Here is a 22,223-nt window from a genome sequence, read left to right as displayed (position 1 = left end):
GGTGTCACGCCCTTCTGATCGTCCATTCCAAGCTCCTTCCATCAGGATAGAAGGAGCCGCCCAATCCGAAAGTGCGAAAGAAATGGTACGTTATCCAGAGCGTAGCAGCCGGCGGGGCGCCCCTCTTCCGTGACCCGCTCCGACAGCGTCCGCCCATCATGGGGCCACCGGGCGATCGGCGCCAAGGATCCACCCCTCCACCCGGGCAACAATGTCGTCGGGGTCAGCGAGCCGTGAATGAAGTGCGGCCCCCAGTGTCCTGTTCCTGTCCGCCCGCGACATCCAGGCGGCGACGCTGAACGCGGCGTGCTGGTCATCGGTGCGGCCGTTGCGCGAAAAGGCGTGCGACCAAAGCGCTGGGTAGACTTCAGCGATGGTCGACCGACCCTCTGGGATGTCCCAGCCGTCGAAGGGCCAGAAATGGACACGGCTCCCAAGCTGGTTCCGGATGACGCGCAGCCACGGGATGCCGGCGTGGGTGGATGTTGCCACTTCACCTTGCACGCCGAAATGAAACACGGACTTCGCCGGTTTGGCCCGTTTGTCTGTTAGACGCTTCCAATGGGAATCGCCCATCCGAGCCTTGCCGGACCCATCTCGGACGTTCCGAACGTAAACGTCGTCATGATCCGTAGGCCAGTGCTCGTGGAAGTCTTCAAGGAATTCGGGCCAATCTAGCCGAAGCCGGTGGCTGTGGAAATACCGCAAGGGGAATGAAAACGCGTGGTCGATGCCAATCAGTGTGGGAACATCCTCGGACAGCCTTTCAACCAGCCAAGCGGCGATGCCTTTGCGGGTCGAGTATTTGCGGGGACTGGGTGGTGGAAGGACCTCTTCCGGTTCGCCGCCAGCGACAGCCATATAGACCCGAAGGCCCTTCAGGCTCGCCGTTGGCGTCTCGGCTCCGGAATAGTCGATGCCGACATAACGGTTGAAGCGTTGCTGGGTCACGATTGCTCGCCTCAGCCCTTGTAGCAGCTCTCGTTGTGCCACCGCAGAGCGCGAGCGTCGGGGCGTTGCGCCATTGCAGGTGGCATGCAGACGGGCCGGCCATGCAGGGCATAATAATCCCGGCCATTCTCGAACTCTTCCTTGATACGACCACTGACTTCGAAGCGGAACTCCGGGGTAACAGTCACGTATCCTGCGTCGAACAGGCTGTGCACATCGCGGCGAAGCAGCAAGCCGTTCTGGGCTTCGTGCGCCCCACCGTCCGCGTACGGGCGAATGTGGGCGGCGTCCAACGCCGGCAGCGTGCGTTCCCGGGTCACGGCGCAGCGACGCTGGTAGATGTCCGTCACCAAAATGCGGAATGCGCCCTGCCCGAGGCGCGGCTGAATGAGGTGCGGGCCGCCAAATCGGCCTTGGTCTTCAGCCATGCCAGGAAACTGCGGCCGGGTGAGCCTGTCATTCACCGCCTCCCAAACGGCCAGCCCATCGGCATCAGCCGTCGAATACGTTTTGAACGAAACGATGTTCCGTGCCCAACTGGGTGGAACGGGGATCAAGTCAGCTTCCTCGAAGAAGAATGGCTGGGTGAGGATGCGACAGCCGATCTCGAAGTCGCTCCGGCCATTTGGGGCGGTCCGCCGGTAGTGGGCGATGCGTGCCCGCATGTCCTGCGCCGAATGCGCGCCGTTCGCTTCCGTGAAGGCCTCCCAGGCCAGCGAACAGGGCAAGGCATTGGCGTAGGCAAAGATTCCGCCGCCGACGATGAAATTGCGTGGAGCGTGAAGCTTGAAGAGGAAGAGTTCGCCAGGCCGCAAAGCGCGAAAGTTCGAGGCCGAGGGAGCCCAGAAATTCACCTCGCCGAGGTGCGGCCGCTGGCGCAGCATGTCGAACCAGTCCCCGTCGGTCACGGCGATGACGAGGTTGATGGCCATGGTCAGGCGGTACTCACGTGCATCGCAGCGGACAGCCCGGGCCCTGTGGCGCGACCAAGGGCGTCCTGCGGAACTTGTGCTCGCCTGCGTTTCGGCGCTGATGGTCCACTTTTCAGAGTCTTCCCATTCATGATGTTCATCATTCCCGGTATCGTGCCATCGTTGCTTATGGGCGAAACGGGAGCAAGATGAGATCTTCGTCGAGTGATGCGCCACCTGGGCCTGAACCGGGCACGCTTGCCGGCAGACGACGGAACGCGGGCAGAGACCAGCGATGACCACAGACCAGGACCTGCGCGATAAGCTGCGCAAGATCGAGGCCTTGTTTGCCGGCGCGGCGACTCCCGGCGAGAAGGCCGCCGCCGGGGCGGCAGCGGATCGGTTGCGCGCCCGCCTGCGCGAGGCCGTCGAGTCCGAGCGGCCCGAGGAGTTCAAGTTCAGCCTGCAAGACCCCTGGGCCCGACATCTGTTCGTCGCCCTGTGCCGGCGCTATGGGCTGAAGCCGTTCCGGTATCGCCGCATGCATCGTCAGACCGTGTTGGTCAAGGGGCCACCCAGTTTCATCGACGGCGTCCTGTGGCCCGAGTTCCAGGAACTGAACATGGTCCTTTCGAGCTATCTCGCCGAGATCACGGACCGGCTCATCCGCGAGGAACTCCATGGTGAAACCGGCGAGGCCGACGAGGTCGCCGACGCGCCGCGGATCGGCCGGTGACCGGCCCACAGGACCAGTCCGACCGGGAGGTATTGGCCGGCCTGATCGAGCGCGTCACCTTCCACAATGCGGAGAACGGCTTCTGCGTGCTGCGCCTGAAGGCACGGGGTCACCGCGACCTGGTGACCGTGGTCGGCCATGCCGCCACCATCTCCGCCGGCGAGTGGGTGACCGCCAGCGGCGAATGGGTCAACGACCGGACACATGGCTTGCAGTTCAAGGCCCGGTTCCTGAAAACCTCCGCGCCCACGTCCGTTGATGGCATCGAGAAATACCTCGGGTCCGGCATGATCCGGGGCATCGGGCCCGTCTACGCCAAGAAGCTGGTTCGTGCTTTCCGGGACCGTGTGTTCGACATCATCGAGACCGAACCGCATCGCCTGCGCGAGGTTGACGGCATCGGATCGGTCCGCGCCCGGCGGATCGTCGACGCGTGGGCCGAGCAGAAGGTCGTCCGCGAGATCATGGTGTTCCTGCACAGCCATGGCGTCGGAACGGCCCGGGCGGTGCGCATCTTCAAGACCTATGGCGCCGATGCCGTCCAGGTCATGAGCGAGAACCCGTACCGGCTGGCACGGGATATCCGTGGCATCGGGTTCAAGACCGCCGACCAGATCGCCATGCGCTTGGGCATCGAGCCCACCGCCATAATCCGGGTGCGGGCCGGCATTGGCTATGCGCTCACCGAGGCCATGGACGAGGGCCATTGCGGTCTCCCGGTGACCGAACTGGTTCCGCTGGCCCGGACCCTGCTCGAGGTCGACCCGTCGCTCGTCGAGAGCGCGCTCGCCGACGAACTTGCCGAGGGCGCCGTCATCGAGACCGCGCTGGGTGAGATCCGGTGCGTGTTCCTGGCTGGGCTGTACCGCGCCGAGCAGGGGATCGCCGAACGGGTGATGGCCCTGCGCGACGGGCCGCTGCCCTGGCCGTGGATCGATCCAGACAAGGCCATCCCCTGGATCGAGGAAAAGATCGGACTGGACCTCGCCGATAGCCAGAAGGCCGCCGTGCGTCTGGCTCTTCTGTCACGGGTGTTGGTCATCACCGGCGGCCCAGGTGTGGGCAAGACGACCATCCTCAACGCCATCCTGCGCATCCTTGCCGCCAAGGGCATACGCCTGATGCTGTGCGCGCCGACCGGACGGGCCGCCAAGCGCATGAGCGAGGCGACCGGATACGAGGCGCGGACCATTCACCGCGTCCTCGAGGTCGACCCGACGACGGGCGGCTTCAAGCGCGGCGCCGAGAATGCGCTCGACTGCGACCTGCTGGTCATTGACGAGACCTCAATGGTCGACGTGCTGTTGATGCACGCGCTGCTGCGCGCCGTGCCGGACACGGCGGCCGTCCTGATCGTGGGCGACATCGACCAGTTGCCGTCGGTGGGACCGGGGCAGGTGCTCGCCGATATCATCGCCTCCGGGGCGGTTCCCGTGGTGCGCCTGACCGAGGTGTTTCGCCAAGCCGCGCGGAGTTGCATCATCACGACCGCGCACCGGATCAACGAGGGCCACATCCCCGACCTGACGAGACCCGAAGGCGAGAGCGATTTCTACTTCGTCCCGGCCGACGACCCGGAGACCGCCCTGGCCCGCATCATCGAACTGGTGCGGGTGCGCATCCCCGCCCGCTTCGGCCTCGATCCCATCCGGGATGTTCAGGTCCTGTGCCCCATGAACCGGGGCGGCATGGGGGCACGCTCGCTGAACATCGATCTGCAAGCGGCCCTGAACCCCGACCCGCCGGCCCGCGTTGAGAAGTTCGGCTGGACCTTCGCACCCGGCGACAAGGTCATGCAGATCGAGAATGACTACGACCGCGAGGTGTACAACGGCGACATCGGCTTCATCGAAACCGTCGACGCCGAAGCGGGCGAGCTCGCAGTCCGGTTCGATGCCCACAACGTCGTTTACGGCCTGGGCGATCTCGACGCCCTGGTGCTGGCCTACGCCGCGACGATCCACAAGGCACAGGGTTCGGAATACCCCGCCGTCATCATTCCGGTGATGACTCAGCATTACGCCATGCTTCAGCGGAACCTTCTCTACACCGGTGTCACCCGCGGGCGAAAGCTGGTCGTGTTGGTCGGCCAGCGCAAGGCGGTCGCCATCGCTGTCCGCAACGCCTCGGGACGGCGGCGCTGGACCCGGTTGCGTGAGAGCCTGGCCGGGCCATGAAGTCAGGCTGCGCATGGCGGCCCGCGACCACGCTGATTTTGTTGAATTTTTGGCAATGCCCGGCTGGGCAGATGGCACCATTTCGAACCAGCTCGCAGTCACACCCTGTCCCGCCGGAACTGCGACGGCGTCATCCCGGTCACGTTGCGGAACACTTTGGTGAAATGCCCGTGGCTGGAGAAGCCCACGTCCAGAGCGACGCTAACGATCGTCCGGCGGTCGTCCAGTAGGAGTTCCTTCGCCTTCTCGACCCGCCGTTCATGGAGATACTGGTACGGGCTGCGGCCGAACGAGGCATGGAACGCCTTGCCGAAATGCGACCGCCCGAGGCCGACGGTCCTGGCCATCTCGGAAAGCGGGACGGTGCGGTCGAGGTTGGCGTCGATGAAGGCCGTGATCCGTCTCTGTCGCGATGCCCCGAGGCCGCCGGAGATTCGCAGCCAGCTGTTGTCATCAATGCCGTACTTTTCGAACAACTGGAGCGCGAACGCCACGCTGAATTGGTCCAGGGACTTCCTCGCCCTGTCCGCATCCTGGCGCAACGCCTCGGCGAACCATGGCATCATGTCCGACAGCACCGCGTCCTTGATCATGGCGCATGGGTTGAGACGCGGTAACCTCCCCTGGAACACCGGCGCTACCATTGCTTCCACGAAACCCGGCGTCAGTGCCACGATGAGGGCCGCGTCACACCCGTCCCATTCGATCCGCACCGGCCGATCTACCGGGATCAGATGGAAGGCGGTTCCGGACAGCGACACCATCTGGTTCTCCGGCGCGTCCAGGCTTCGCCAACGAGCCGTCACCGGCCCGGCCGGCCGCACGAGCACCGTCTGCAGGAACTTCGTCCAGTGCCCGGGATAGGGCGGGAACCGACAGCGGCAGACGATCAGGCCGTTGCCGGTCGCCCGCTCGGTCAGGGTGTCGCACAGGACCAACGTGTCCGCCTGGAAATCGATCGTCAGGATGTCCGTCATGGCAAGCGCTCCATGATCGGTGCGGTCGATGCTCCCCCAAGTGCACTCGAGCCGCGCGCAGGCGTAAAAGGCACGGCAAGGCTACGATCATGGTTCAGAATCTTCTTGTCTTAATTGTGTCAAGGGCTGACGAATTTTGAACTGATATATGGCGACGCCTGGAACGTTTTTATTTTATGTCAATTCACATCGCTTTTGATGAAACAGATATGTTTTGCGCTGTTCCCCCATTGTTTCCGCTCACATCGCACCATGCTCCGGCATTTTGTGGAAGCCGCTCTTGCCAGGGTTGTCGATAGTCATCGACAGGGCCGCATCAGGTAGAACGGCCGGAACTCCGAACATCCTCTGATCCCGTCCACATCCGGTGCGACATCGTCGGCCGGTTGCGCCGTTTCGCGCCGTGATCCTTGAGGAGGGCCGTTCCATGATCGAGAGGCGCCGCTTTCCTCCGCCACCCTTTCCGCCGCCAGACTGGCGGAATGCCGCGACCTATCGCCCCCTGCTGGCGCTCGACCGAACCGCCTGGGCCTGGCAGTGGCTGAAACGCAACCCGGACTTCCTCGTGTCGGTGCGGCGGACCCGGCCGTACGCGAGCACACCCATTGCCAGGACGCCCGCGCCCCGGGTCGTGATCTCGCCCCGTGCCGAGATGGACCACCAATGGGGTGTCCTGTTTCGCCGACGAGACGATGGACCTGGTGTTCTGGTCGAGCGAGATGGTGCCGAGCGTCCTGACCGTCGAGGCCCGGGCTGGGGATGCCACCGCGGCCGAGCCGTTCGACCTTGGCCGGCTTCCGCTGCCGGTCATGCTGCTGCGGCAACCGAACAGTGCCCGGCAGTTGCTGATCCAGGACGGGGCACGATCCCTTCAGATCGAGGTCGTGGCCGATGGGGCGGCCCGGCATCCCGTGCGGCATCCGGTCCGCCTTCTGGTTCCGCTATGGCCAGCGCCAGAGGACGAACCGCGCCTGCTGGCCTTGCGGCGGTTCCTCCATATCCGAAGCGCCCAGATGCTTCCCGACCGCCTGTACACGCCGGAACGGCGTGCCGGGCGCTGGCTGAACATGCTGCGCGCCTTCGACGCGCGACGGGCCGGAGCGTCCCAGCGCCAGATTGCCGCCGCGATCTTCGGCGCGGACCGGGCGGCGCAGGACTGGGCCGGGCAGTCGGACTATCTGCGCCTGCGGGTTCAGAGACTGGTCCGGGGCGCCGACCACATGGCGGCCCGGGGGTATCGCGACCTCCTCCGGTGAGCGGGAACCTGCTGGAGGCGGAGGGTCGGTGGGGGATCCGCGACGGGTTTGGATGGCGGAGGGAGTGGCCTTCCGCCGGCCCGTCGGGGAGACACGCCATGTCCCGCGCACCCGCCCGGCGGTCCAACGGCGACCGCGCCAACCTGTATTCGGAGATCACCGACCGCATCATCGCCGAGCTTGACCCGGACGTCTGCGTGCGAGCCCGGAAGGATCGTGCAGCCCTCGGCGCCGCCTGGCAATGAGACAGGTCCGAAGAGTCAGCATAACGCGGCCCTTTACGAAGCCACCTACGGCGAGACGGAAAGCGTGGCCGACCTGATCCCCTTCATGGTGCGCGCCTTCCTGGACGGCGACCGCGCTTTCAACCGCGCTCGCAAGGATGGGCTGGGCGAGGGCGACGATCCGGCCGCACCGCGCCGCCGCCAGCGGAAACCGGCGGGGGCGGGAAGCACCGACGGTCCCGAACCCACCAGCCAGGAAACCAAGTCATAAGCGTCATCAGCGTTATCGGGACCTTCTCGCCGTCGCGCGACGGCGGCTGGATCGGCACCATCCGCACCCTGACCCTGGACGCGGGGGTCCGCTTCGTTCCCAACGACAGCCGGGAGACCGAGCGGGCGCCGGCCTTCCGCGTCATGATCGCCGGCCACCGCATCGGCGATGCCTGGGCCGCGCGCTCCAAAGCCGAGCCCCCGCGCGACTACCTGCGCGTTCGCCTTGACGATCCGGGTTTGCCCAGACCCATCACCGCCGCCCTGTTCCCGGACGGCGGTGGCGAAACCGCCAACCTGGTTTGGAGTCGGAACGCGCCGAGGTGAGCGAGGGAAAGGCCGGCTGGTGGGGTCAAGGACCCGCCCGGCCTTCCGTAGTCATTGTTGACCCGGCCTCTGGCGATGCCGTCCTGCCGGCACACCAAGGTCCGTCACCCTTGGCGGGCATGCGCCCGGACGTGGCACCCCTTGATGCGATGGTGAGGCCTGGGATTGCTGGCTCCCGCCGGTCGATCCCGGTCTTCGATGAGCAGCCAAGGGAAGGACACACCTCCATGTCGAACCGCTTCGTCTCCGCCGCGTCCGTTGCCACCCTGTCGACCGCGCTGGCGCTGGCCGGCCGCGCCAGCAGCAGCGAGAACATCGCCGCCGCCTATGTCTCGCCCAACCAGTACGCCGATTATTCCTGCGATCAGATCCGCGAGGAACAGGCCCGGGTCGGTACCCGCAGGCCATCATCAGTGAACAGGGTCAATCCCGCCCGGCGGCCCGCCTTCCCTCCGCGCGGCGCCCAAAGAGGGCCGTGGCGGCTTTCTACCACAGGCTAATCTGCGTCAGTGCGGACACGGTCGAAACCTGTTCAGGTGAGACCTGCCCGCCAGACACGTCTCCGGCGGATCGCCGCAGAGCAGAAAGGAGAACGTCATGGACAAGGACCGTGTGATCGGCGCCGCGAAAGTGATCAAAGGCAAGGTGAAGGCCGCAGTCGGCAAGGGGATCGGCGACAAAAAGCTCGAATCGGACGGCGAGGCCGACAAGATCGAGGGCAAGGTCCAGAATGCCGTCGGCGGGGTCAAGGATACCATCCGCGACGCTTGACGGCCGTGGCCGCAACGGCGAAGCACGGTCTGCATGGTGCCGTCGGCGCTGTCCGTAAGGGTCAGAGATTTGGCGAGGCACGGGCTCATGAGTTGGACTTCTCTTCTTGTCGCCATCGTGGCGCTAACCGTAACCGCCGCCGCGACCGGGTACCTCTATTACTAGGAACGCCAGAGTAGCGTCGATATCACGATCGACGGCCGTGGGGTATCCATCGACGGCAATTGCCCCATCGGGTGCCCCATCGGGACCGGTCGCCGAAGCCCGGCGATGCCGTCCCTTCGGCACACCGCGCGACACGGCCAACACTCAGTGCCATTCGGAACCCCGGTGGCACCCTGACGTCCAGGAGAACCGCGATGTCGCTCAGCCTGATCCTCATCATCCTTCTTGTCGTTTTTCTGCTTGGCGGATTCAGCGGACGCTTCGGGGGGTATGGCTATGGCTTCGGTCATGTCGGGGTCGGTGTCCTCGGCACGGTTCTGATCGTCTTGATCGTTCTGATGGTGCTTGGCCGCATCTGACCGCTCATGCCGTGCCGGGAGGGAACACGCTTCGGTCCGATGTTCAGGCCGCCGAATCATCCCCCCCGCGCCCCGCGCGGCACTGCCGAAGGGATCCCATCGTGACGAGCCCCCGCTTCATCCATCGCGCCCTTCTGCCCGCCCTGCTCGTGCTTGCCGGGCTGACCGTCGGGTCGATGGCCGCCTGCACCTCGACCCCGACCAGCGAAAGCACGGGTGAGTACCTGGACGACACGGTCATCAGCAGCACGGTGCGCACCGCCATTCTCGGCGACCAGGGCCTGACGGCCTTCAAGATCGATGTCGAAACCTACAAAGGCGTCGTGCAACTGAGCGGATTCGTGGACTCCGCCGCATCCAGGCAGCGCGCCGGCGCTGTTGCCGCCGACGTGACCGGTGTCCGGCAGGTCCGTAACGATCTGGTCATAAAGTAACCGCGTGGGTTTGGTCGCCTTGAGCGAAACGCGATCCGCCCCGCGCGTGCGGTCATGGCCCGGTCATGGCCCGATTATGCGGTGGGGACAGCAAGACGAGGACCGTCGGTCTGTCCTGCCCGTGACGCCTGTTCCCGTGACGTCGGATCCCACTCTTTTCAGGATGATCGTGGACCCACGGTTTGTCCCGCCCGAGGGCACCACGCCCTACCCATGACCTGCGGTGGGCGTGGGGGAGGCCCTGCGAACAGCCTTTCGAGAGATCCCGCGCGCCCCCGATGAGGGACGTGTGGTGGCGAGCTCCGTTCAGCGTAGCAAACGCCGAGGGCGGATCGCGTCGCAATTGACCCGCTCCGCAGGGCAATTGCGACGCGTGAGTCCGCCCTAACTGTTTGATTTAGAAAAGATTCACGTGAATCTTCTCTAGCGGCACGGTGCCGGGACCCCAGTCGTCCGGCGCGTCCGCCCCATTCCCAGAAGAACGACAGACACCCCGCCACACTTTGGTGTGGCTATCCGATCCGAGTGAGGGACGCCGATTGGCTGAATCCGGGCGCCGGCGCCGTTTGGCGCGGTGGCCCGCAAAGGCCCGGTGCCCAACGCATCCAGGTGGAGGTTTCGCGATGGATTCAGGCAAACACGACACGGTCCGCCACACGGCCATGCTCTCTCGGGCGGCTGCAAACGCAACGTCCGTCACGCCCCGTCACACCGCCGCCGCGGCGCGCGAACCGCATCGCCCGGCCGCCGACATGCGTCCATCTGCAGCGGATGATCCCGACCTCACCATCAAGGCCGACCCTGGCCTGGTGGAGAGCATCCGGTTTCCGCTCAACACCGTGCTCGACCCCTTGAGGGAAGACTTCACATCTCAGGCCGACGCCGAGGGCCTTGTCCTGCGCGTGGCATCGTGCCCCCTGTCCATAGACGGCGATCCGCGCCACCTTACCCAGATCGTGCGGATCCTTCTTCTGAATGTGCTGCACCACTCGCGGCACGGCATGATTCTGATCGGGTGCCAACGCCGCGGCGGACACCTGAGCATCGAGATCCGGGAAACCGGGACGGGCTTTCCGAGACGCCCAATTCAGGACATCATTGGGAACCACGTCCTGCGAGACACGCCACCTCAGAACCATGACCATGATCCTGATCCCAGCTTTGCCGAGGCACGGCGGCTGGGCGATCTGATCGGCTGTCCGGTCATCATGCGGGGGCGTCCGGGTGTGGGGTCGGTGTTCGTCATCAAAGTCGGGCGCTTCTGGGAGGTCCAGGGCCTACCCGCCGGCGCACGCGCACAGGGCTGGGACGGCACGCGATCGCCGCCGCCGCGCGCCGTGCCAGAGGCAACGGTGTGCGCCGGCCCCAATGCCTCGCCTGTCATCCTTGTGGTCGATCCCGACCCGGACACCTGCGAGAACCTACGCGGGTTGGTCGGTCAATGGGGCTGGCAGGTTGAGGGGTTTCCGTCCAGCGACGCGTTCCTGAGCGCGGATCCGGCCAAACAGCCGGGCCGGCGGGACGTCTGCGTTCTGATCGACGCCGATCTGCGCGGTGGACTGAGCGGACTCGATCTTCTGCGGTGGCTCCGTCAGTCCGACCGTCGTCTTCCGGCGATCATGATGGGCAGGGGCAGCGCCATCTCCGTCGCCGTTGCGGCCATGAAGGCGGGCGCGATGGACTTTCTTCAAAAGCCGGTGTGCGGCCAAGCGGCGCTCACCAGCATCGGCCGCGCGCTGGAGTGGTCGCGGGCGTCGAGAACGGCCGAAGCTCAGCATGAACGCGCGACCGGCAGCGTTGCCGGCCTGACACCCAGGCAACAGCAGGTTCTGGCCCTTGTCCTCGCGGGGCAGCCCAGCAAGATCATCGCCGCCACCCTTGGCATCAGCCAGCGCACGGTCGAGAACCACCGGTCCGCGATCATGCGGAAAACCGGGGCGCGGTCCCTCCCGGGATTGACACGACTGGCCCTGGCCGCCGGCCCAAACGCGCAATCCTGGCCGATCTGACACCGGCCAGCTTGTTACGCCCGGCCCGCCGGGACGAGCGCAATCCGCCGCGTCGCGACCCTGCCGCCACAATGGGGTGACGTCGGCACCACAGAGGCGGCGGAGGCCATGAAACGGACGGGACCGTTTCATGGCCCGCGAGTCCTACTGATCGTACTTCGGCAGGTCCTTGATCTGCGCATCGGTGAGAGTCGTCTCGAGTTTCATGTCCTCGCCGCTGCCGATGGGGGTGAGGTCGCGCCAATTGAGCGCAACCCCGCGCGCGCCAATGCCGAGAAACCCGCCGACCTCGACGATCACCCTGTTGCCAGCGACCGCCGAAACCTCGCCGACGGTATCACCCTCGGCATTGACGACCTCCCGTCCGATCATGGCCTTGGTCGGCATGTCCGCCTTCTGCGACGACATACCCGTTTGCGCGGCGGAGTCGGTCATCTGATCGGAAGCCTCGCCTGTCTGCGCGGTGTCCTGAGCGCCGGACTCCGCTTTCGGCAGGTCCTCGATCTGCTGCTTGGTCAGCGCCGTCTGAAGCGTCATGCCCTCGCCGCTGCCGATGGGGGTCAGGTCGCGCCAGTTGAGCGCGACTCCATGCGTGCCCATGCCGAGGAACCCGCCGACATCGACGATCACGCGGTCACCGGTGATCGCCGAAACCTCGCCGACCGTATCGCCCTTCGTATTGACGACCTCCCGTCCGATCGCCGCCTTGGTCGGCATGGCCGTCCGTGCGGCTGCGTTCGCGGGCGTTTCGGGTGCCTGCGTGTCAGAGGCCGCTGGTTTCATGGTGTCACCAGCCGTGGCGCCGGTGTCGCTGACGCTGGGTGCCGGATCCGCCGCCATCGCGGTACCAGCGACCAGCGCAAGCATCGGGACGGTCAGGATCGTTCCGAATACAGTGATCTTTTTCATGCTGCAGCCCTTCATTCCGTCGAAGAAAAGAGAAGGCCCCGTGCGGTTCGCATGAGACGTTTCCATCCTTCTGTGCCGGGCCAGAGCCGTTTTCACGGTTTCCTTTGTCGCCTTGAGAAGGCGGGTTCTGGCCTATTCCAAATGAATACAAAGTTTTTGGCGGTTTGGGCAGCCTCGGAATCTACTCATGTCCGGCGTCTGATCCTGTCCTTTCAACGGTTTTTTCATTCGCGTGGGGCAGGCTCGACATATTCCCGGCGCATGCAGTCTTGGGCGCGGGCTCTGAATTCAGGGGAGTGGGGAATGCGACAACCAGTTGAGATGGTGGACAGGCGCCCAGGATGGCGCCGGGCGCGGGTGGCGATCGTCGCCGCGACCCTGGCGTTGGTCGCGGTTACGGCCCAGGCGGGACAGGAGCCGACCAGGGGATCGGAGAGCGACTTCACCCTGCTCCGCCTGCAAGGCGCCTATATCAAGTGGGGTGCGCCGCGTTTCGGGTCCGGTGCGACGGTCAGCTACGCGCTTCTGACGGAGGCGCGGCGGGATCCGGACGCGATCAACTGCAAGGCGATGACCCGGCTGGAGGGTCTGCTGAGCCGCGCGGGGCTCGATATGGCGACGTTCACCGAACGCCTGACGTCGGCCCTGGCCCTGTGGCAGTCCGCCGCCGATATCACCTTCGTGCGCGCGGCGTCGCCAGAGACATCGGACATCGTGATCGGCGCACAGGCCGAGCCGCGCGGCGTTGCCTACACCAACATCCAGTCCGAGCCGGTGGCGGGCCGGTCCTTCGCGAGGCTTGGTCAAGCCACGGTCTGCCTCAATCCCATGGCGACCTGGCGGGCGGGCGGCACGGCGGACGATACGACCAGAACCTTCGAACTCAGCCGCGTCCTGGCCCACGAGATCGGACATGCCGTCGGCCTCGATCATCCGGGGTCACGGGGCGTGCTGATGGCGTACAGCTATCAGGAGGAGCTCGATTCCCTGACCGACGGGGATATCGCCGGCATCGTCAGGCTCTACGGTGTGCGCCCGCAAAGCGGCCGGACGGATTAGGGCCTGTGGACAATTAGGGCGCGGTCACGGCGGACCAGGGTTTTTCGCTGGCAAGAAGCGGATGGCGCCGTGTGGCAGGTTCCACATAAGCCATCCGCGACGCTGCCAGCGGGAAACCCTGGTCCGTCCCTATGGGATTGGACGAAAACGGCCCAAGACTGCGTCGCTCGTCCTCGAATATGCGCAGCATGTCCTTCGTCCTCGCTCCTTGTCTCGGACCGTTTTCGTCTCAACCGTGGCCGTGCCCCAATTGTCCACAGGCCCTAGGGCGCGACATCGCTGGCCCGGCGTGGGAGGCTCTCCGCACAGGGGACAGGCCGGCCACGGACCCTCCCGCAGTCATCGTCAGATGCCGCCGGCATCACACCACCTCGCCTCCAGCACCCGCTGGACGGTTCAAGGGCTCAACCGATACGGACACCTCCAGCGCGCTGCAGGCCGCGGCCGCGCCGACGAACCGGCCGGCAACCGGTGCGGTCTGGCGGATGTGGCGCGCCACGGCGACCGGTATCAGGTTAAACCCGCCGACGCTGCGGTTGGTCGGATCGAACGTGATCCAGCCGGCGCCGGGCACGTAGACTTCGGCCCAGGCGTGGGTCGAGCCGCTGTCGGCTGACCCGAGGGTGTTCAAGTCGGGGTCGTACAGATAGCCGGACACGATCCGCGCGCCGAACCCCAGGCTTCGGACGGCATCGACGAACAGCACCGCGAAATCGCGGCACGAGCCCCGGCCCCGCGCCAGCGTCTCGACGGGGGTCTGAACGGTCTCTTCGTCCCGGGCCTCATACGCGATCCGCGCGGCCACGCCGTTGCTGATATCCTTCAGCAGCGACAGGGTGTCCGTGGCTGGGCCGGCAACGAACCCCCGCGCCCAGTCGTGCAGATGTCCCCCGGAGTCGAGGTAGGCCTGCAGCCGGAGCGGGCCCAGATCGGTCATGTCGTCGTCACTGAGCAGAAACGGATACGTGACGGCCGAGGCGGCAATCTCGAAGACCGGCCATTGTTCGACATCAAGCGTCAGCGTGGCGAGGCTGTCGATGACCAGCGTGTCCGCCGGAGTTCGGAACGTGGCCGTCGCCACGGCGTTGCCGGCGACGTCGTGGGCCCAGGTGACGGTAGCGGGCGGAGAGATCTCCAGGTCGTGCGTGTGAAGCCGCACGGTGCGGCTCTCGCGCGGCCGGAGCATCAGGCGATGCGGGCCGAAGCCCATCGGTTCGCGATAGTGGTAGGTGGTGCGGTGACGGACCGTGAGGGCACTCAAGCGCGGTCTCCATGCCGTATGGCGTCTGTCTGCCTGAGCGTCACCATGCGGCCGCTCTCTTCATCCCACAAGACCGACCGCACGGCGCGGAACCCGTCGCCGAGGGACAAGGGCACAACACCCCGCAGCGCGGGGATGGCCTCGTGGCACTCCTGAAGCCGATAGTTGGGAATGCGCAGGTTCAGATGATGCACGTGATGAAACCCGATGTTTCCCGTGAACCATTGCAGACCCGCCGGGAGACGCAGGTAGCTCGAGCTTTGCAAGGACGCCGAGATCGAGTCCCAGTCCTTGTGTCGGGCCCACACCACCGTATCGCCCCGATGCTGCACGGAAAACAGGAAGACGCCGATGATCGAGGCCGCGATCATGACCGGGATCTGGACGGCGGCGACCGCGCCAAACCCCAGCAGCAGCCCCAACCCGCCGAACATCGCCACCAAAGCCAGATCGGTGACAAAAACGGCGCGCCGCTCCTGCCGCCATGCTTTCGGCGTATCGAACGGAAATCGGTAAAGGCCGATGAAGACCAAGGGCGGCACGAGAACATTGGCGACGATCGGGTGCCGGGTCGTGCGATACCACAGGCGTCGCCATGAGGGCAGCGCCCGGTATTCGGCCACGGTCAGGCAGGACGAATAGATGTCGGCCCCACGGTCACGGCGGTCGAGGTCGTTCCAGCCCCCATGATGCCCGGCGTGTTGCCGCCGCCAGGACCGATACGGGGCCAGCGTCAGCAGACTGCAGGCAAACCCGAGCACGTCGTTCGCGCGCCGTCCGCGGAAGAAGGCCATGTGCCCGCAATCATGCTGAATGATGAAGATGCGCACCAGGAATCCGGCCGCCAGCGGCGCAAGCGCAAGGGCGAGCCAGACGGATACGGCGTTCGCCAGATACATCACGGCGCACGTGGCGAAAAACCCGCCAAAGGAGGTGACGACCTGGACGATGCTCTTGCCCAGGATGGGCGCCTGAAACGCTGTCGTGTCCTGGCGGAGGTCATTTTTTTGGGTCATGCTTTCCTCCCGTTTCCAAGGCGTCGTGTGTCGGCGGCGCGCACGGCCCACGTCTCTGCCCGCGCGATGAAGCATTCAACGCGCCAACACGCAGTGTCCGCCCAGCATCCGGAAGCCCCTGTTGCAGGCCCAGCGGTTCCCCGAACGATCAATGTGCGCGTTTTGCGGGGGAACGATCAGGATGCATGTGTTTCCGTCCTGCGCGTACCCGCGCTCGCATTGCCAACCCGTCCCGAATTCACCCCCCACAAGAAACGCGTTGTCCGGAACCACGATGTGCGCACATCGACCGTTCTTCTCCACGAACCCCCGGTCGCAGGCCCATGGCGAGCCATAGCGCTTGTTCGTTAGGTAGGCGTTGTCTGGAACGTTGATTGTCACGCATCCGCCCGCTTCTTTTGAAAAGCCGCGATCACACTCCCATCCGGCCCCATAGGCATCGTTGGAGAGAAACGAGTTCTCGGGGCGTTCGACGGGCTCACATCCGTCGCGTACCCGCCTGTAACCACGGTCGCAGGCCCAAGCCTCGCCGGTCGATTTCAGGAACGCATTCGGTGGAACGATGACTTCACGACAGATCACCCCGTCTATGTCCGTGAAACCGTGCCGACATTCCCAGCCTGGGCCGTACGAACGCCCGGTGACAAACGCGTTCTCGGGAACAACGATGGCGATGCAGGCCCCGTCCTCCGGACGGTACCCGTCGTCGCAGTCCCAGCCTCCGCCAAAAGCACGGTCATGCGCATTCTCAGGAGTCGAGCCGGTCTGATCCTGGGCGACAGAAACAGACACGAACAGAAAGACAAGGAGCGCGGCCACAAAGAGGCGCCAGGTTGACCTTGCGATAAACACGGCCCCAGTCTCGAAATGGTGCATATTGGGCGTTTCCTTCCAGGCACGAGATCGCTTCCGTGCCGGTGGATGATGGTCCACCCGGGTGTTCGGGCCCCATGATCTTGAGCGGAAACGGTACACGGTGCCGGGACGGGCCGTGCTGATCGAGGTTAGCGCGGCTTCGATCACCTAGTGTTCCCCACCGTGGCGCCGGTCGAGGCGCCGGCCCCGCCATGTCATGGCGCGGTTCGAGGCAGGGTCACGTCGCGTCCGACAGAAACGCCGACACGCCGCGCCGGTTGATCTCTCGCACGACAGCCGACACCTCCCCCGCCGGCGTCGGAGGCGCAATCAGAAACCCTTGGGCCTCGTCGCAGCCAACGCGGAGGAGGAACTGCAGCTGTTCGGCGGTCTCGACCCCCTCGCCCGTGACCCGGCAGCTAAGCCGATGGCCCAGGTCCACCAGTCCGCCGACCAGGGCCTCGTGGTCCGCATCGCTGATCGTGGCAATGAACGACCGGTCCAGCTTGATCTTGGTGATGGGGAGGTAGTGCAGATAACTGAACGCACTGAAACCGGTTCCGAAATCGTCGATGACCAGCGCGAAGTGACGGCTTCTAGCCCCTTCCAAAAAGCGCGCTGTCTCTTGGCTATCATAGCGAAAAATAGTACTTTCCGTCAGCTCGATCTCCAAGTCCTCGGGTTCGAGGCCATGCGTACTGAGGCAAGCATCAATATCCTCAAGAATTTTTTTGTTTCTTAGTTGTTTGGCCGAGAGGTTAACGGCAATCTTGAGGTCCAATCCTTCGTTGCGCCAGAAACGGGTCTGCCGCAATGCATCCTCCAGAACGCGCCCGCCCAGCGGAACGATCTGCCCCGTTTCTTCGGCTATCGGGATGAAATCGTCCGGCATGACCAGTCCATCCGTGGGATGATTCCAGCGCACCAGCGCCTCGGTTCCGGTGATGCTGCCGCGATGAAGGTCAAGAAGCGGCTGGTAGTACACCTCGAACTGGTCGGCCTCAAGGGCCTGCTTCAGCCCGTCCGCAAGTGTGCGCCGGCGTTTGACCTCGGCGCCGAGGCCCGGCTCGAAAAACCGCATCTGGTTGCCCTCAACGCCCTTTGCCCGATAAAGCGCAAGGTCGGCATGACTGAATAGCGCCTCCTGGTTTTCACCGTCCTCCGGAAAAATCGCCACGCCCATGCTGATCGACGCCGAGACCTTCCGGTCACCTTCTCCCACGTGGAGATCAAGGCCGGCCAGGAAGCGGTCAAGCACGCGACTGGCGCCCGTGCCGGCCTCGAGGTCCGGCAGGATCACGGCGAACTCGTCGCCGCCCAGGCGCGCGAACGTGTCAAGCGGCCGCAGGGCGGCCGGCCCCTGACTGCCCAGTTGGCGGAGAATATGATCGCCGGCGGCATGACCGAGCGTGTCGTTGATTGCCTTGAACTTGTCGATATCGAGCAGAGCCAAGGCGACACGGCTGCCTTGGCGTTGCGCCTGCGTCAGGGCCGTCTCGAGCCGGTCGGAAAACAGCGACCGGTTCGGTAATCCTGTTAGGGGGTCATGCAACGCCAGATGGGCGAGCCGTTCCTCGATCGTTTTGCGCGCATTGATATCGAACAGAATGCCTGTGATGTGCCGGGCCGGGCCTTCCTCGGACTGCCGCGCAGCCTGTGCAACGCCCCGGACCCAGCGCCACGTTTCGTTCGCCAGCCGAACGCGGAAATCCAGGTCCAATCTGTCCGCCCCGCCGTCGATGAGATCGGCAGCCCGACCCTTCACCTCGGCGGTGTCGTTGGGATGAATCCGGTTCAGCAGCCATGCCTGAAGGTGATCCCGATCCGGCTGTGCGGTGCGGGACACACCAAGAATCTCGGCGCACCGATCACTGACGAAGGGGGGATCCACGCGGATAGAATCGTACGCGAACACCCCACCGCTGCTCGCCTCGACCGCAAGCCGTAGACGTTCTTCCTTGTCCCGGAGCGCCTCTTCTGCCCGTGCGCGTTCGACCTCGGACCAGATCCGGGCCGCCACCTCCTCCACGAGGGCTACGTTGCCGGGGCTCCAGTGTCTCGGCCTGGATACGTGGACACTGAGCACGCTGGCCAGCCTGTCACCCTTGACAAGGGGCACCATCAGAAAGGCCACGATTGAACGCGCCGCGAAAACGCGGGGCACGCCCGATGCCCCGATGCCCGGGTCTGCATGAACGTCACCGACGGTAACCGTCCTGCCGCTCTGAAGGTCGGCCATGACGGTCGATCCGAAATCGCTGAGCCGATGGGACCCCGCCATGCTGGGGATCGTGCCATCCGTCCAGTCTTGCGCGACGATGGTTTCGTCGCGCGCGGGGTCGATCTCGGCATAGATGGCCTGGTTGGCATCAAGGTCTCGGGCCAGAATCTCGCATCCGACGGCCTGGGCACGGACCGGATCAGAAAGGTCACGCAAACGGTCGGACAACTCGATCCGCAGGGCCTGACGGGCTTCGTGCTCACGGCCCTGCTCTTCGGCCCAGCGGTCCTGGGTGACGTCCTCGATGGACACCAGGATCAGGTCCATGCTGTCCAGCCGCATCGCGTTGATGAGAATGGTGCAGGTCCCAAGGCCGGGAAAATCGTGCTCGACCTCGAAGCCTTCCACCTCTCTGTTTGCCGGTAGAACGGCCGCCATGAGAGTATCAAGGTCAGGGATGCTCCATGCTCCGTTGCCCAGTTCGGACAGGACGCGCCCGTTGGCCAGGCCCGGCGCGATCCGAAAGTGGCTATAAAACGCCGGGTTCGCAGACACGACCCTTTGTTCGGGGTCGAGGATGAGCAAGGGCGAGCGCACGGTCGCGACGATCGCTTCGGCGAAGTCTTTGGCCGACTGAAGCCTCTGCTCGTAGAGGCGTCGTTCGGTGATGTCGATGAAGGTCACCACGATGCCGTCGATACGATCATCCTCGGTCCGGTACGGGAGAATGCGCCGGAGGAACCACTGATTGCCCTGGGTGCCGGGCACCTGTCGTTCGCTGGGACTCAGCGTGGACAGAACGGCGCGGGCGTCCGCCTCGAAGGTCTCGTCCATGACTTTGCGGGCGAAGCTTGCAAAGGGGCGCCCCATGTCGCCGGGCGTCAGGTCGACCAGTTCCCGCAACCTGGGTGTGAACCAGCGCACGGTCATGGCCCGATCCAGGAAGAGCGTCGGGGTATCGGTGCTGTTGAGAAGGTTGTTGAGGTCGTTGCTCTTGCTCTCCAACTCCTGAACTTTGTTCTGAAGCTGCGTGTTGACCGTATTCAGCTCCTCGTTGAGAGACTGCAATTCCTCCTTGGAGCTTTCCAGTTCCTCGTTTGTGGACTGGAGCTCCTCGTTCATCGTCATGATTTCTTCGTTCGAGGCTTTCAGGTCCTCGTTCGTGCCTTCAAGCTGGCGCACGGTCAGCCGCACTTGTTCCTGTGCCGCCAGAAGATCCGGGTCCGGCACGGCGGGCGTGTCGGCTTGGTCGGCTGCGGAGGGCTGGGCTGCCCCGGGGTGGGGACCCCAAAGCGGCACGGTCTCGCGCGAGCCAATTCGATCAAAGGTGGTCAACAGAAGCGTATCGTCATGACTGCTGAGGATCGGAGCCACGGTCACCGTCACCGCCTGGTGCAGGTCCTGCCCGGTGGTCATCACGACCTGACCGCTTTGTGTCCGCTGCTGCGCCAGGGCTCTTTGTGCCAGATTGCGCACCGTGTGGGGCAGGGCATCGCGCAGGTGCCGCGTCAGGTCGCGCGTGTGTTCGCCGTCCGGATGGCGCAGGAAGGGCGTGGTGTCGCCGTGCACCGACAGAATGCGAAGGTCCGGGTCCGTCAGCACCGCGGCCGGCGCGAACCGGTCCAGCAGGACGCGCCGCGCCAGATCGCTGTGATCGCGGCGCGGCGCTGCCGGGGTGACGCGCGCCATCGACCCCGCGCCGTTGCCCCCGGCCAATGGGCCGCCAACGACCGGAAACTCGATCCCGTCACGCAGGACCGGTCCGGTCCGGCGATGAATGCGCCACCGCTTCGAGATCGTTTCGAATCCATCCTCCAGGCCCAGGGCGGTCTCGACGGAGCCCAGAAACAACGCACCCCCCTGTCGCAACGCGAACTGGAACAGCGCCAGCAGCTTCCGTTGAATGTCCGGTTTGAGGTAGATGAGCACGTTGCGACAGACGACCACGTCCATTCGGGAGAACGGCGGATCCCGCAGCAGGTTCTGGGGGGCGAACGTGATGGCATCGCGCAGGATCGGACGGACCCGGAAGGCATCGTCCTCCCGTGAAAAGAACCGGTCGATGCGGCCGGGGGACAGGGTTTCGATCACGCTGGCCGGATACAGCCCGTTTCGGCCGACAGCCAGGGCGTCCTCGCTGGCATCCGTGGCGAAGACCCGCACGGACACGGATGTTCGCGCCGCCTCGGCCGCCTCCATCAGCAGCATGGCAAGAGTGTAGGCTTCCTCGCCCGTGGCGCAGCCCGCGACCCAGGCGCGGATCGGCCGGTCCGGGCCTCGCTCCGCAACCATCGGCGCTATGACCTGCGCCCTGAGGTCTTCCCAGGCCTCCGGGTCGCGGAAAAAGCTGGTCACGTTGATTAGCAGGTCGCGCGCCAGGGCTGAAACTTCCTGGGGATCCTTGCGGACGAGGTTCAGATAATCGGTGATCGTCCGCAGGCCCTTCAGGCCCATGCGGCGCTGCACGCGTCGGCCGATCATGGCGTCCTTGTAGCATTGGAATTCGTGCCCGGTCTCGGCGCGCACGGCGGCCAGAATTCCGTCCAGCGGCGCGGATGAGGCGGCCGGTCCCGGTCCTTCCAGTGTCGGCGCGAGGGGTTGGTCGTGCAGGATCACGTGGCGGATTGTGTCCGGCAGGGCCTCTACCGGCAGGACGATATCGGCCAGTCCGGTCGCGACGGCGTGCCGGGGCATGCCCGTGTATTCCGCCGTCTCGGGGGCCTGGACCGCGACCAGGCCGCCCGCTTCCTTGATGCGGCTGATCCCTTCCGATCCATTGCTGCCGGTGCCGGACAGGATGACCCCCACCGCGCGCTCGCCGCGCAGCGCGGCCACCGCCGTGAAGAAATGGTCCACCGGGCGGCGTCGCACCCGCTCCGGGTCCATCTCTTCCAGCCGGAAGGCCTCGTCCCCCAGACCCAGCAGGGTGGCCGGCGGGATGACGTAGACCCGGTCCGGTTGGACCGGCATCCCCTGCTCGGCCTGGACCACGGGCATGGCCGTGTGCGTGGCGATGATCTCGGCCACGCGGCTGGCCTGGGATGGGTCCAGGTGCAGGATGACCACGAAGGCCATGCCGCTGTCCGGTGGCATGTGGTCGAAGAAGGTGTTCAGGGCGGCGATGCCACCGGCCGAAGCGCCAACTCCGACGATGGGAAACGAGGACTTGCGCTTGGACATCATGACGCCTCTGCCAGGTTGGGGACCTCGGGACCATCGGCCGACCGGACCGTTGCGGATGCCGACCAAAAAGAGAATCTAAGTCATTTCCCAATATGTATTGTTGCAAGAATCGTTAAGCTTCGGGACATTTTTTTGTGATGTCCTTTGTGTTT

The 22,223-nt window shown here is 65.1% G+C and carries 20 protein-coding genes and 1 pseudogene; 13 read left to right on the top strand and 8 right to left on the bottom strand.

What is annotated here, in order from left to right:
- Positions 1-156: 156 nt before the first annotated feature.
- A complete protein-coding gene (locus GGD82_RS18865) occupies positions 157-951 on the bottom strand; it encodes a hypothetical protein (RefSeq protein WP_150063834.1) in 795 nt (264 codons plus the stop codon).
- Positions 952-962: 11 nt separating this feature from the next.
- Entirely contained in the window at positions 963-1,883 is a 921-nt protein-coding gene (locus GGD82_RS18860; RefSeq protein WP_150063835.1) for an HNH endonuclease, read from the bottom strand.
- Between the two features lie 274 nt (positions 1,884-2,157).
- Here GGD82_RS18860 and GGD82_RS18855 point away from each other — a divergent pair, with 274 nt between their 5' ends.
- Together GGD82_RS18855 and recD2 are read left to right on the top strand one after the other, a co-directional pair.
- Entirely contained in the window at positions 2,158-2,598 is a 441-nt protein-coding gene (locus GGD82_RS18855) for a hypothetical protein (RefSeq protein WP_150063836.1), read from the top strand.
- Positions 2,595-4,775 (top strand): SF1B family DNA helicase RecD2, encoded by a 2,181-nt coding sequence (recD2, locus tag GGD82_RS18850; protein ID WP_150063837.1) that lies wholly within the window; start codon positions 2,595-2,597, stop codon positions 4,773-4,775. The genes GGD82_RS18855 and recD2 overlap by 4 nt, the downstream gene beginning before the upstream one ends.
- Before the next feature lie 98 nt (positions 4,776-4,873).
- On the opposite strand, the gene GGD82_RS18845 is transcribed toward recD2, so the two are convergent.
- Positions 4,874-5,752, bottom strand: a complete 879-nt coding sequence (locus tag GGD82_RS18845) for a helix-turn-helix domain-containing protein (RefSeq protein WP_150063838.1) — start codon at positions 5,750-5,752, stop codon at positions 4,874-4,876.
- A 427-nt stretch (positions 5,753-6,179) separates the two neighbouring features.
- Between GGD82_RS18845 and GGD82_RS21640 the strand changes: the two are divergent.
- The 10 genes and pseudogenes from GGD82_RS21640 to GGD82_RS18800 form a co-directional block, all read left to right on the top strand.
- Positions 6,180-6,374: pseudogene (locus tag GGD82_RS21640) on the top strand (transcriptional regulator domain-containing protein); the annotation flags it as partial.
- A gap of 22 nt (positions 6,375-6,396) precedes the next feature.
- On the top strand, positions 6,397-7,008 hold the full coding sequence (locus GGD82_RS18840) for a DUF2285 domain-containing protein (protein WP_221240829.1): 612 nt from the start codon (positions 6,397-6,399) through the stop codon (positions 7,006-7,008).
- Between the two features lie 98 nt (positions 7,009-7,106).
- Complete coding sequence (locus GGD82_RS18835) at positions 7,107-7,253, top strand: hypothetical protein (RefSeq protein ID WP_170284450.1); 147 nt, start codon at positions 7,107-7,109, stop codon at positions 7,251-7,253.
- On the top strand, positions 7,225-7,503 hold the full coding sequence (locus GGD82_RS21265) for a DUF2274 domain-containing protein (RefSeq protein ID WP_375782138.1): 279 nt from the start codon (positions 7,225-7,227) through the stop codon (positions 7,501-7,503). Before GGD82_RS18835 ends, GGD82_RS21265 begins: the two co-directional genes overlap by 29 nt.
- Complete coding sequence (locus GGD82_RS18825) at positions 7,500-7,829, top strand: DUF736 domain-containing protein (protein ID WP_211364845.1); 330 nt, start codon at positions 7,500-7,502, stop codon at positions 7,827-7,829. Before GGD82_RS21265 ends, GGD82_RS18825 begins: the two co-directional genes overlap by 4 nt.
- Before the next feature lie 227 nt (positions 7,830-8,056).
- Positions 8,057-8,329, top strand: a complete 273-nt coding sequence (locus GGD82_RS18820) for a hypothetical protein (protein ID WP_150063841.1) — start codon at positions 8,057-8,059, stop codon at positions 8,327-8,329.
- A 97-nt stretch (positions 8,330-8,426) separates the two neighbouring features.
- Positions 8,427-8,600, top strand: a complete 174-nt coding sequence (locus GGD82_RS18815) for a CsbD family protein (protein ID WP_150063842.1) — start codon at positions 8,427-8,429, stop codon at positions 8,598-8,600.
- A 359-nt stretch (positions 8,601-8,959) separates the two neighbouring features.
- A complete protein-coding gene (locus GGD82_RS18810) occupies positions 8,960-9,124 on the top strand; it encodes a DUF3309 family protein (RefSeq protein WP_150063843.1) in 165 nt (54 codons plus the stop codon).
- A 101-nt stretch (positions 9,125-9,225) separates the two neighbouring features.
- Positions 9,226-9,558, top strand: a complete 333-nt coding sequence (locus tag GGD82_RS18805) for a BON domain-containing protein (protein WP_211364844.1) — start codon at positions 9,226-9,228, stop codon at positions 9,556-9,558.
- A gap of 623 nt (positions 9,559-10,181) precedes the next feature.
- Entirely contained in the window at positions 10,182-11,567 is a 1,386-nt protein-coding gene (locus tag GGD82_RS18800; protein ID WP_150063844.1) for a LuxR C-terminal-related transcriptional regulator, read from the top strand.
- Between the two features lie 144 nt (positions 11,568-11,711).
- Here GGD82_RS18800 and GGD82_RS18795 read toward each other — a convergent pair whose 3' ends face one another.
- Positions 11,712-12,476 (bottom strand): PRC-barrel domain-containing protein, encoded by a 765-nt coding sequence (locus GGD82_RS18795; RefSeq protein WP_170284452.1) that lies wholly within the window; start codon positions 12,474-12,476, stop codon positions 11,712-11,714.
- 303 nt (positions 12,477-12,779) lie between these two features.
- Here GGD82_RS18795 and GGD82_RS18790 point away from each other — a divergent pair, with 303 nt between their 5' ends.
- Positions 12,780-13,535 (top strand): matrixin family metalloprotease, encoded by a 756-nt coding sequence (locus GGD82_RS18790; protein ID WP_170284453.1) that lies wholly within the window; start codon positions 12,780-12,782, stop codon positions 13,533-13,535.
- Between the two features lie 361 nt (positions 13,536-13,896).
- Here the strand turns inward: GGD82_RS18790 and GGD82_RS18785 are convergent, their stop codons facing one another.
- The 4 genes from GGD82_RS18785 to GGD82_RS18770 form a co-directional block, all read right to left on the bottom strand.
- A complete protein-coding gene (locus tag GGD82_RS18785) occupies positions 13,897-14,796 on the bottom strand; it encodes a transglutaminase family protein (RefSeq protein WP_150063846.1) in 900 nt (299 codons plus the stop codon).
- Positions 14,793-15,812 (bottom strand): fatty acid desaturase, encoded by a 1,020-nt coding sequence (locus GGD82_RS18780; RefSeq protein ID WP_150063847.1) that lies wholly within the window; start codon positions 15,810-15,812, stop codon positions 14,793-14,795. The genes GGD82_RS18785 and GGD82_RS18780 overlap by 4 nt, the downstream gene beginning before the upstream one ends.
- A 75-nt stretch (positions 15,813-15,887) precedes the next feature.
- On the bottom strand, positions 15,888-16,688 hold the full coding sequence (locus tag GGD82_RS18775; protein ID WP_150063848.1) for a hypothetical protein: 801 nt from the start codon (positions 16,686-16,688) through the stop codon (positions 15,888-15,890).
- A gap of 217 nt (positions 16,689-16,905) precedes the next feature.
- Complete coding sequence (locus GGD82_RS18770) at positions 16,906-22,071, bottom strand: EAL domain-containing protein (RefSeq protein WP_150063849.1); 5,166 nt, start codon at positions 22,069-22,071, stop codon at positions 16,906-16,908.
- Between the last annotated feature and the right edge of the window lie 152 nt (positions 22,072-22,223).

The sequence above is a fragment of the Roseospira marina genome (genome assembly GCF_014197855.1).
Classification (GTDB): domain Bacteria; phylum Pseudomonadota; class Alphaproteobacteria; order Rhodospirillales; family Rhodospirillaceae; genus Rhodospira; species Rhodospira marina.
This window is presented reverse-complemented; position numbering and strand designations above follow the sequence as displayed.